We start from the raw sequence: 12,297 nt of genomic DNA, 5'->3' as shown, positions 1-12,297 counted from the left end.
AGTTCTTTGTGAAAGTAGTAAAATCATACATGATACAGTCATTAGCCATTGTTATATTGGCTAGTGGCTTTTTTTTATTCTTTAAGGCAAATTTGCCACGAAAGATTTTTTCAGAAGAAAAACCCGCAACAACAAATGTTGTTATTGATAGCTTGTTGCTGGAGGCAATTGAGGAAGAAAAAATAGCAGAAAAAGAAGAAAAAACAACCGCAACGGATACTGATCAAGAAGAAGGAGCCGTATTGGTTATCCAAGAAGAAGATTTGTTTTCGAATGAAGGCGAAGCAAGTTTCAAAGGAATGGTATTCCTAGACTATTTCTTTAGTCGTTTGTACCAAGTAGAAAGTCAAAATCAAGGACGTGCGCGTATCGCTTATTATGGAGATTCCATGACAGATGGGGATATGATTGTACAGGACTTGAGAAAGAATTACCAAGATAAATACGGTGGTTCTGGGGTTGGTTTTATACAAATTACATCCGAATCCGCTCAGTCTAGAGGGTCAGTAACCCACAAATATTCTCCAAACTGGAAAGTACAATCGTATTTGAATGTGAAAAATCCACGCAAACCTTTTGGTATTGGCGGACAAGTGTTTTTCATAAAAGATACGATAAAACCTACATGGGTAAGCTACCAAGCTGGGAATATTCGAAATATGACCACCTTGAATAATCCAACCTTGTATTACGGTCGATCAACAAATACCGAAGGTACTGTTGAAGTGATTATGCAAAAAGATACACTTAGAAAATCATTACAAGCAGTTGCCGCTTTGAATAAATTGAAATTGACAGGTGGAGGTTCAATCAAACAACTGAAATTACAATTCCTTCATGCAGATTCAATTCCTTTGTATGGAATAGATGTGAGTAGCCCAACAGGAGTGCAAGTTGATAATTTCTCAAGCCGCGGAAATTCAGGATTACCTTTGTCTTTATTCAATGTATCAGTCATGCAAAAATTCCAAAAAGAATTGGATTATAGTTTGATTATCTTACATTATGGGACCAATGTATTGAATTATGGTTCTTATAATTACAGCTGGTATACCAAACAGATGAAAATAAAGTCGTTAGTCATTTAAGACAATGTTTTCCAAAGGCTTCCATTTTAGTTATTTCTACCGCAGATAAAGCGACGAAATATAATTTAACGATGGAAACGGATTCAGCTGTAACGCCACTGATGCGTGCACAACGCAAGTATGCAATGGAGTCTAAAACGGGATTCTTCAATTTATACGAAGCCATGGGCGGAAAAGGTTCGATGGTACAGTGGGTAGAGGAATCGCCAGCCAAAGCAAATAAAGATTATACGCACTTCAATTTTAGGGGTGCACAAACGGTATCTGCTCTAATTTTTAAGCAGTTAGAAGAAGGTTATGCTGCTTATAAAAAAGAAAATGGAGGAGAGCCCGTACAACGAAGAGGAGTGAAGGAAAAAGAAGATTCCTTACAAAAAAAGAAAGTTCAAAAAGAAATAGATACGGTGTCCAATGATGAAATGGGGTAAAATTGTGTTGGCTCTGCTGCTAGTAAATACTAGTGTTTGGGCGCAAGAACAACCCAAAGATCAAGCGATTCTAGATGCAGCTAGTGTACAAGATACGCTAAATGAGCCCTATAAAAATATGATTTATTACCCAGAGCAATTGAAGCACTTTTTCACAAGCTTGAAAGAATTGAGTGAAGGAAAGAGGAAAAAAGTCAATATTGTTCATATTGGTGATTCGCATATTCAAGCTGATTTTTTTAGTGGTAGAGTGCGTAGTCTAATTCAAGAACAGTTTGGAAATGGCGGACTGGGATTTACTTTTCCGTATCAATTGGCGCGTACAAATAGCAATAATTTTGTTCGTTATTCGAGTAATTCAGATTGGGAAAATAGAAGAAATATCTATCCCGTTAATGGAGCTAAAGTAGGGTTAAGCGGAATTGCGCTATCATCTACCGCTAAAGATGCCGTTATCAAAGTAGATCTGAGAGAGAGTAAATTTGCTTTCACCAAAGTAAAACTATTTACCCCGAATAATGAATTGACGTATCGCGTTGGAATTACAGATCGAGATGTGAATTTAACCAATACAACCGTAGCAAAAACGAGTTCACATAAAATTAAATCTGGAGAATCCCTATCGGGTATCGCGAAGAAGTATAATACCACTGTTGCCCATTTGAAACAGCTGAATAAACTAAAATCGACAAACATTCAAGCGGGGAAAACGTTGGTTATTCCAACGAAAGAAGTAGAACGACCACAAATAGCCACTTCTATTTTTCAACCCGTGCATTACAGTAAGCAAAAAACTTGTTTTGCTTTTGATTTTCCTAATGCCACCGCTCAGTTTTACTTGTATAGCGAAGCGCAAAATACGTCCAAGGATATCAATGGAATTGTATTAGAAAATGATCAAGCAGGTATTGTATATCACACGATTGGTGTAAATGGAGCACGTTATTCAGATTATAATAAATATCCATTATTCTTTGATCAGTTAGAGGGATTAGAAGCAGATTTAGTGATTATTTCAATGGGAACTAACGAGGCTTTTGATAAAATGGATGGAGAGAGTTTTAAAACGGAAATTAATCGCTTTTTAAAAGAAGTGAAAAGAAAAAATCCACAAGCTTCTATTTTAGTTACATCGCCACCACCTAGTTATTTTTCTAAGGGAAATCCCAATACGGTAGCGAGTACCTTAGCCAATGAAATTATCATCAATGGGGTAGATCAAAAATACGCAATTTGGGATATGTACTATAATTTAGGAGGAACATTGGGCTTGCCTTATTTAATTGAGGAACAAATGTTGGCTAAAGATTTAGTACATTATACAATTAAAGGTTATGAATATACTGGAACCTTGTTTTATGAAGGACTGATGAAGGTATATCAGAATTATTATTCAACAGAAACAGAACAGACAAATGAGTCTATTTAATATAGAAATGCCCTCTGTAACCTTGGATGATGTGATCCATTGGTTTACATTTAACCCTAAAGAACCGTTGTTGTTTAACTCGGCTTTGTTTTTGGGTATGTTTATTGTTTTTTACTTTATCTACATTGGTCTAAGGAAAACGTTTCACGCCCGTCTTTTGTATGTGGTTCTATTTTCGTTGTTTTTCTATTATAAATCAAGTGGGTTATACCTTTTTATTTTAATAGGATCATCCTTGATGGATTACACGTTTGCCAATACCATTCACCACAGTACCAATGAGGTGAAAAAACGGTTTTTGTTGACGTTAAGCGTGGTCTTAAACCTCGGGTTGTTGGGGTATTTTAAATACACCAATTTCTTTTTGGATGGATTCAACTTCTTTGCAGATACGAAGTTTCATTTAGATGATTTGATTTTACCTGTGGGAATCTCATTCTACACGTTTCAATCCATCAGCTATATCATTGAAATTTACCGCAAAGAGATTGAACCGACTAGAAGCTTTTTAGACTACCTGTTCTTTATCTCCTTTTTCCCTCAATTAGTAGCAGGACCTATCGTCCGTGCCAAAGATTTCATTCCACAGATTTATTCCAATCTCATTGTAACCCGAGATCAGGTTAATGAAGGAATGCTCTTAATTATTGGCGGGGTTTTAAAAAAGGCGGTAATCTCAGACTATATCTCGATTAACTTTGTGGATCGCGTATTTGACGCTCCAAATAGTTATACGGCATTTGAAAATTTAATGGCCTCCTATGGTTATGCCATTCAGATTTACTGTGACTTTTCCGGATATTCAGATATGGCCATTGGTATTGCATTATTATTGGGATACCGATTACCGATGAACTTTAATGTGCCTTATCAGTCCACGTCCATTACAGAGTTTTGGAGAAGATGGCATATTTCATTGTCTACGTGGTTAAAAGATTTCTTGTATATCTCAGTAGGTGGAAATCGAAAAGGAACCTTTGGAGGATATTTCTTTCCTGGTTTATTTTTCGTTGGAATTATAGGCTGGGGAGTCTATAGCTATAATTCGAGTATCTATCCTCTGATTATCGGTGTATTGTCTTTGGTGGTATTTATGTTGACGATAGCCTTGTCAAAAACAAGGGAAAAGAGTTTGTTTACCAATTTCAACTTACTGACAACGATGTTGTTGGGTGGTTTATGGCACGGTGCCAGCTTGCGCTTCATTATTTGGGGAGCTTTGCACGGAATTGCACTAGCGGTACATAAATTGGTGATGGAGTTATTTCCACATAAAAAAGATAAACCCGTTTCTTTCGTATGGCGAGTTATTTCCATTGCGCTAACATTTCACTTTGTAGCGTTTTGTTGGATCTTCTTCCGCGCTAATTCATTTGAAACCGCTTTGAATATCATCTACAATATTGCAGATCTAGAATTTGATTGGGATGCTTGGCAAACGATTATTATAGGATATAAGAACGTGTTTTTACTTATTGCTATTGGATTTGTATGGCATTTTATTCCTAAACGTTGGATGGCAATCCCTCAACAATGGTTTAATGTAGCACCCATATTTGTGAAGTCAGTGGTGTTGGGATTTGTATTCTGGGTCGTATATGCAACAGCTACAGCAGGCCCACAACCTTTTATTTACTTCCAATTCTAAATGAATATTTAATTATATAACATAAAAAAACCTCGCTTTTGCGAGGTTTTTTTATTTTCTAGTATCTGCACTGTGTTTAGGAGATAAATTGGGTTCTGCAAAAGAAATTACTTGTTCTTCTTCTAAGGCAGCTAAAATGGCATATACGTTTTTGTAATCCGTTTTAACTGGCACATTGATAACAAAGTAATAATCATCAACCAATTCAATTTCCGTTTGTGCGTATAAAATCTCGTTGTATAAATCCTCGCGATTGTATTTTTCTTTTAACACCATAACTTGAATGGTACTATTGCCAGAAGGCGTTTCAATATGCTCTAATTTATAGCGTTTTTCCTGCTCGTTGTAGGTCGCATAAATAATATCTTCACAAGATAATTCTGGACCGTAAAAAGGAATATTGTCAACCTGAAACAAGTTTTTGTCCGCATCAATTACAATTCCCCATAAAATTTCTTCCGTTTCTTTCTCTAATACTTCACTGTGATATTGGATAGCAATCTGCTCGTATTGTTCTTTCATACTTGTCTTTTTAAATTAGGGAATTAAAGCCTGGGCTTCTTGCCTACAAAGATAGGAGGTATAAATTTAATTCTTAATAGAAGAAGCGGATTTGTTGACATATTTAGTTTGACTTAACGGTTAATGAGAATAAAAAAAGAGTATCTTGGGACGCGTAACAGTTAAAATCACTAGAATATTTAGTATGAAAAAGTATATCTGCACCTTGTTTTTGTTCATGGTTTCTTCCATGACTATATATGCTCAAAATCAATTGGAGCAATTGTTGAAAGAAGGAATCGCTTATCACGACAAAGGACAGTATGATAAAGCCATCAAAAGTTATCAAGAGATGTTAGCGTTAGATCCAAATTCTGCCATTGCTTACTATGAGATAAGTATGAGCTATATGTACGCAAAACAATATGATTTGGCGATTGAATATAGTAGTAAAGCTATAGAAAGAGGTGGGAGATATAGTGTTCCTGCTCTTGTTGTAAAAGCCTCTTCATTGAGTAATTTAAATAGAGTAGACGAAGCTATTGAACTATTAGAAGAGACGATTGATACACACGAAGTGGATGTCATGGTATATTACAATTTGGCGATTTGTTATTTGAAATTAAATGATTTAGAAAAAGCAGAACGTGCATTAGTAGCAGGAATTTACGATAATCCATTACATGCTAGCTCACATTATATGTTGGCCGTAGTAAAAGAAAGTCAGCAACTCCATATTGAATCTATGTTGTCTGCTTATTTCTTTCTGTTATTAGAGAAGCATTCAGCTCGTAGTATAAAGATGTTGCAATTGATAGAACAAGGTTTTGAAAAAGGAGTTTCAGTGTCTACAGAAGAAAAAAATGTAATCAATTTAGCCCTTGATGAAGGGAAGTTAGATTCTAAATATGGGTTAGTAGAAATGGGATTAACCCTAAATGCAGCGGTAGATATAGCAGAACAAAAAGGGCAAGATAAAGAGGCTTTCTGTGATCGAACAACTAATTTTTTAGATTTATTAAAAGTAGTAAAAACAGAAAATCCAACGCTATTAGAGATAGATCTCGTTTTGTATGTTCCTTTTTTTACTGCCATTACAGAGGAGGAGGTATTTTGTAATTATGTTTATCAAACAACGCCAGGAGGGAATCTACAATGGCTAAATAAAAATGAGAAGAAAGTAGCATCCTTTCAAGAATGGATAAAGACCAAAGCATTTGAATTAACTCAAGTTACAGAATAAAAAAGCGAAAAGAAGGAAAGATATTCCTCTTTTCGCTTATATAGGCATGCGGTTGTGAAAAAATTACACCAATTTACTATTGCCAACCACCACCTAATGATTTGTATAATTGTACTCCATATTGAAGCTTGTTCAATTTCAATTTGTTTAAGTTTAGCTCGTTATCCAACATGTTTTTCTGTGCATTAATTACCTCAATATACGTCGCATAACCACTGTTAAATAACAAGTTAGATTGCTTAACACCCAAACGAGAAGTCGTTACTTGTTCATCCGCAATTTCAATCTGTTCTTCTGATGTTTTTAGATTGATTAAAGCATCTGTAACTTCTGTAACGGCAGTGTATACCGTCTTTTGAAAGTCAATTTCACTTTTTGTGCGCTCTATTTTAGCTACTTCAAAAGCCGTTTTTAACTTGCGTTTGTTGAAGATAGGATTCGCTACTTTTCCGATTAGACTTCCAAATAGAGAACCTGGAATATTGAACCAGTTTTCACCTAACATACTGTTTACTCCTCCTTCAAGGTTAATCGTCAAAGAAGGATAACGTGCTGTCTGCGCAACCCCCACCGCTGCGTTTTTCGCTTTTAGCTCAAATTCTGCCATTTGTACATCCGGACGATATTGCAATAATGCCAAAGGTAAACCTGTACTTCCTAATTCTTCTTGTTTTACTTCAGCCAACTTTACTTCTCTCAAAATTAGGGTAGGCAATTGACCAGTCAACAAGGAAAGTGCATTTTCTTGAATGGCAATTTGTTGTTTTAACGAAGGAATTAACGCTTTGGCTACCAACATTTGGTTTTTTGTTTGCGTAATCGCTAATGACGTGATTTGCCCTGCATCGCGTTGTAATTCAACTATCTTAAGTGTGTTTTTTGTTAATTCATAGTTGGTTTGTGCTACTTCCATTTGCGCATCCAGCAAGAGAAGGTTGTAATATCCCTCTGCAATTTTGGCTATCAATTCTGTTTGAACTGCTTTTTTTGCTTCTGCTGTTTGCAGAAAACGAGCCAATTGCTCAGCGGTTTGACTTTTGATTTTACCCCAAATATCAAGTTCCCAACTCAACGATAAACCCGACGTATACTGTGCCGAATTGACATACATATTCGTTGGTGCTTCTTTACCTTTATTCTTATAGTAATTGGTCGAAGGCGTTCCATAATAATTCTCAGAACGATATTGATAGGCCACACTTCCAGCTTCTAAATCTAAAGAGGGCAACCATTCCAATTTCGCTTGTTTGGTTTGTTGTGTAGCAATCTCCAAGTTTTTAATGGCATTTTGCATGTCAAAATTGTGAGCCAATCCCTTGTCAATTAAACTCGTTAATTGTTCATCTTGAAAGAAATCGCGCCATTTGATTGCAGAAATGGACAAAGAATCTTGAGTAGCTATACTATCCGATTGACCTCTGTAGGTCTCAGGTAAATCAATCGTTGGAATTTTATAGTTCGATTGAGGTGCACACGCCTGAAATAAAGTCAGACCTGTCCCCAATAAAAAAACAAGCGTTAAATGAGAGGTGTTTCTTTTTTTAATCATACTGTTTTTTTTTAATCGTTAGTAAATTTTGCTTTTAATCGTTCATCGATACTTTGGAAGATGACAAATAAAACAGGAATGATAAATATACCTGCGGCCACTCCAAATAGCATACCTCCGGCTGCACTAAAACTAATCGAATGGTTTCCTTGTGCAGATGGACCAACGGTAAACATTAAAGGTATCAGACCAGCGACGAAAGCAAATGAAGTCATTAAAATAGGACGAAGTCTCATTTTAGCTCCTTCTGTTGCAGCCTCAACAATGGATAATCCCTTTTTACGTTGTTGAAGCGCAAATTCTATAATTAAAATGGCATTCTTAGCCAATAATCCAATCAACATCACTAAACCTACTTGTACGTAAATGTTGTTTTGAAGCCCTGCTAAATTGACAAATAATGCCACACCCAAAAGTCCCGTAGGTACTGTTAATAAAATTGCAATAGGCAATAAGTAACTTTCATATTGAGCAGAAAGTAAAAAGTAAACAAAGATAATACTCAAAGCAAAAATGAAAATCGCTTGATTCCCTGAATCTTTTTCTTCCAATGACATTCCCGTGAATTCATACGAATAGTTACCAGGCATTTTACCTGTTACTTCTTCAATGGCTTTCATGGCATCACCCGTACTATAACCTTGGCTAGGATTTACTTTAACCGTAATTGCATTGTATAAATTGTAACGACTAACGGTTTGTGGTCCTAGTACTTTTTTCAATTTAACCAGCGTATTAGCAGGTAACATTTCTCCATCTTTATTCTTAACGTAAATAGAACTGAAAGACTGTGGACTTTCTCTGTATTCAATATCAGCTTGCATATACACGCGGTAGGTACGTCCAAATCGGTTGAAATCTCCCGCTTTAACCCTTCCGTAGTAGTTCTTAATCGTTGTCATTAAATCTTTTACACTTACCCCTAGTGATTTAGCTTTGATATAATCAATTTCAAGTAAATACTGTGGAAAGTTCGCTTTGAAAGAGGTAAAGGCTGATCCAATTTCTTCTCTTTCATTTAATTCTTTGATGACTCCATCTGCAGCCTGACTAAATGAAGTGAAATCTCCTCCTAATCGATCTTGCAAGACAAATTCAATTCCCCCAAAATCCCCAAATCCTTGAATCGTTGGTCGAGGAAATACATTAAACGTAGCCTCGTGAATAACCGATAAATCCTGTTGAATTTCGTCAATAATTAAATCGATGTTTTTTATTTTTCCTCTTTTCTTATAAGGTTTCAAATTGATATACCCCACAGCAAAAGAAGGACTCGCATTCCCATCAATGGTATTGTATCCTGAAATAGCCGTCATCCCTTCGATGTCTGTTCTCAATTTCAGAATGCTATCCGCTTTGGCTAATACTACTTTTGTTCTCGCAAGAGAAGCTCCTGGAGGCATAGCTAAGGAATAGGTAATATAACTATCATCTTCTCTTGGAATAAATGAAGAAGGTGTTTTATATAAAAAGAATACACCTAATCCAATGATTAATACTAATCCTGAGATAGCTACTTTTTTATTGCGGATTAATTTGCCAATGGTTGCTACATATTTGGTAGTAAATGAATCAAAGGCGGTGTTAAACGCAAAGAAAAAACGAGCTGATACTCTTTTTATTGGATTGGTTTCTTTCTGTTTTGCTAATTCGTCTGCTTTGGGTTGTTTCAAAAACAACGCACATAATGCTGGACTCAACGTCAAGGCATTAACAGCCGAAATTAAAATAGCAAAGGCGAGGGTATATGCAAATTGCTTGTAGAATATTCCCGCAGGACCTTGCATAAAACCAACAGGTAAAAATACTGCAGACATCACCAAGGTAATGGAGATAATCGCTCGAGTAATTTCACTCATGGTTTCAATGGTCGCTTCTTTGGCTTTTAATCCCGTTTGATGCATCTTTTCGTGAATCGCTTCGACGACGACAATGGCATCATCCACCACAATACCAATCGCCAGAACTAAGGCAAACATGGTCAATACATTGATCGAGAATCCCATTAAATAGATAAAGAATAACGTACCAATCAAGGAAATTGGAATGGCAATAGCCGGAATAATCGTAGATCTAAAATCCTGTAAGAATAAATAAACGATAATGAAAACAAGGAAAAATGCTTCAAAAAGAGTACTTTTTACCTGGTTAATTGATTCGTCAATTTGATCTTTTACGGAATAACTAATCTCATAATGAATGCCTTTAGGAAAGGTTTGAGCCACGCGTTCTAATACTTTACGCACAGCAATGTCAATTTCTCTCGCATTGGATCCTGCTGTTTGTGTAATGTTCATGGTTAAACCAGGAAAACCATTCACACTGTTATCACTTCCCACATTGGAAGCACCAAACTCAACGCGAGCTACATCTTTTAATAATAAGACGGACCCGTCGATATTCGTTTTGATTACAATATTTTCATATTCTTCCGGTTGACTAAATCTCCCCTTGTGTTTTAATGCCGTTTCAAAGGCTTCTTCTGAAGTCTCTCCAAAATTTCCTGGAGCAATTTCAAAGTTTTGATCTTTGATTGCTGCAATTACATCCTGTGGAGTTAAACCATATAAAGCTAATTTCTCAGGGTTTAACCAGGTACGCATCGAGTAATCACGTGCACCAACACGTCCTACTGCAGCTACACCAGGAACACGCAACAACTCACGGTTGATGTTAATCTGTGTATACGCTTGTAAGAAAGTCTCATCGTAAATGCCTTCTGGATGATCACTGTAAAAGTTAATCGTCATGATGTTACCACTTTGACGAGGCGTAACTGAAATACCGTTTTCATTTACCTCAGAAGGTAAGTCACTCGCTGCTTTACTTACGCGGTTTTGTACGTTCACAGCTGCTTGATCAGGATCTGTTCCTGCTTTGAAGAAAACATTAATCGTTCCCGAACCACTGTTACTAGCTTTTGAGCTGATGTAGGTCATGTTGTCCACCCCATTGATAGCTTCTTCAATAGGCAACAAAACACTTTGTGCTACTGTTTCAGCATTCGCACCAGGATAAGAGGTCGATACACTTACACTAGGTGGCGCAATTTCAGGAAAACGAGTAATCGGTAATAACGTAAGCCCTACTAGCCCAAGTAAAACGAACATAATCGAAATAACTGTAGCTAGTATCGGACGATCTATAATAGTCTTTAGCATATTTTTTGATTTTAGTAAAGGTGAAAAATAGGTAGGAGAGAAGAAGTATTAGTTCATCGCTTTTACATACATTCCTTCTGTTAACTTATCGAATCCCGTTTTGATTACGCGATCGCCAATTTGAAGTCCTTCTGATACAATATAATTAGTACCTGAAACTCCGTCCAATTGGATAGACTGTAGTTTTACTTTGTCCTCTTTATCTAATAGATAAACAAAGGTTTTATCTTGAATAGCTGTAGTCATTTCTTGTGGAACTAAAATTACATGCGCTTTGGTTTCGCGTAGTTTTATCGTTCCTGTATTTCCAGAACGCATCACATCTTGTGAGTTTGGAAAAGATGCACGCAAAGAAATAGAACCGGTGTTGCGGTTTACTTGTCCATTGACCATATCCACTTTCCCTTTTTCTCCATATTCATGTCCGTCAGCTAAGATCAACGTTACTTCGGGTAAAATTTGCCCTGAAGATGTAATACGAGTACTATCTGATTTTTTAGTGTCTTTTGTGAAATAAAGGAAATCCGATTCACTCATCCCAAAATACACATATACTTCACTAACGTCTGTCAATACAGTCAAAGGCTCTTTATCTCCTCTACTTACTAAGTTTCCAATGCGTTTAGGCATACGACCAATATAACCACTCACAGGGGCTTTAATGGTCGTGTAATCCAAGTTAATTTGCGCACTAGCAACCGCAGCAGAAGCTTTGGCTAAAGAGGCTCTTGCTATTTCATAATTTGATTTCGCTGTTTCTAATTGCACTTCTGCAATTACTTCATTGTCAATCAAAGGTTTTAAACGGTCGATTTCTAATTGCGCATTTTTTAATTTCGCCTTTTCCACATTTTCTGTAGCAATCATATTGTTTAAAATCTCGCGATACGGTTGTGGATTAATTTGAAATAAAGATTGACCTTCGTGTACATACGCACCCTCATCGACAAATATCTGATCTAAAGTTCCTTCAACTTGAGGACGGATTTCGACATTAATTTTACCTTCAATATTTCCGATGTAATCCTTAATGGTTATAGCCGTTGTAGTATCAATTTGGATGATAGGCAAGGCAATGGCGTTTTCTCTTGGATCTAATGTTTTTGAATTGCCAATGTTGCAACTATTAATAGCTATTAGCGTTCCAATCATAAGCATGGCTGCGAAGCCAATAAAAAACACTTTTCGATTTGTTATCATTTTCATACTGTTAATTTACTTGTTGTAGGTGATGAATTCTTTTTCTTCGT

7 protein-coding genes and 1 pseudogene are annotated in these 12,297 nt (G+C 36.3%); 4 read left to right on the top strand and 4 right to left on the bottom strand.

Going from position 1 to position 12,297, the window contains the following annotated elements:
• Window positions 1-29: 29 nt before the first annotated feature.
• The 3 genes and pseudogenes from M2306_RS09455 (at window position 30) to M2306_RS09445 (ending at window position 4,593) form a co-directional block, all read left to right on the top strand.
• Window positions 30-1,516: pseudogene (locus tag M2306_RS09455) on the top strand (SGNH/GDSL hydrolase family protein).
• Window positions 1,500-2,945: a LysM peptidoglycan-binding domain-containing protein gene (locus M2306_RS09450; RefSeq protein WP_259189859.1), complete on the top strand. Its 1,446-nt coding sequence runs from the start codon at window positions 1,500-1,502 to the stop codon at window positions 2,943-2,945. Before M2306_RS09455 ends, M2306_RS09450 begins: the two are co-directional and overlap by 17 nt.
• The gene (locus M2306_RS09445) at window positions 2,932-4,593 is read left to right on the top strand and encodes an MBOAT family O-acyltransferase (RefSeq protein WP_259189864.1); all 1,662 of its coding nucleotides are present in this window, start codon (window positions 2,932-2,934) and stop codon (window positions 4,591-4,593) included. Before M2306_RS09450 ends, M2306_RS09445 begins: the two co-directional genes overlap by 14 nt.
• A 51-nt stretch (window positions 4,594-4,644) precedes the next feature.
• Here the strand turns inward: M2306_RS09445 and M2306_RS09440 are convergent, their stop codons facing one another.
• Complete coding sequence (locus tag M2306_RS09440) at window positions 4,645-5,115, bottom strand: DUF4265 domain-containing protein (RefSeq protein WP_115089684.1); 471 nt, start codon at window positions 5,113-5,115, stop codon at window positions 4,645-4,647.
• A gap of 184 nt (window positions 5,116-5,299) precedes the next feature.
• On the opposite strand from M2306_RS09440, the gene M2306_RS09435 reads away from it, so the two are divergent.
• Entirely contained in the window at window positions 5,300-6,337 is a 1,038-nt protein-coding gene (locus tag M2306_RS09435) for a tetratricopeptide repeat protein (protein ID WP_259189867.1), read from the top strand.
• Window positions 6,338-6,413: 76 nt separating this feature from the next.
• Here the strand turns inward: M2306_RS09435 and M2306_RS09430 are convergent, their stop codons facing one another.
• Genes M2306_RS09430 through M2306_RS09420 form a run of 3 tightly spaced genes read right to left on the bottom strand, consistent with a single transcriptional unit; the run spans window position 6,414 to window position 12,253 of the window.
• Window positions 6,414-7,886, bottom strand: coding sequence for an efflux transporter outer membrane subunit (locus tag M2306_RS09430; protein WP_002990961.1), 1,473 nt, complete (start codon window positions 7,884-7,886; stop codon window positions 6,414-6,416).
• A gap of 11 nt (window positions 7,887-7,897) precedes the next feature.
• Entirely contained in the window at window positions 7,898-11,047 is a 3,150-nt protein-coding gene (locus M2306_RS09425; RefSeq protein ID WP_259189873.1) for an efflux RND transporter permease subunit, read from the bottom strand.
• Window positions 11,048-11,095: 48 nt separating this feature from the next.
• The gene (locus M2306_RS09420) at window positions 11,096-12,253 is read right to left on the bottom strand and encodes an efflux RND transporter periplasmic adaptor subunit (RefSeq protein ID WP_115089688.1); all 1,158 of its coding nucleotides are present in this window, start codon (window positions 12,251-12,253) and stop codon (window positions 11,096-11,098) included.
• Window positions 12,254-12,297: the final 44 nt, after the last annotated feature.

It is taken from the genome of Myroides gitamensis, assembly GCF_029894455.1.
GTDB lineage: Bacteria > Bacteroidota > Bacteroidia > Flavobacteriales > Flavobacteriaceae > Flavobacterium > Flavobacterium odoratum.
The sequence above is the reverse complement of the archived record's forward strand: the minus strand, read 5'-3'. Positions and strand labels throughout refer to the sequence as shown.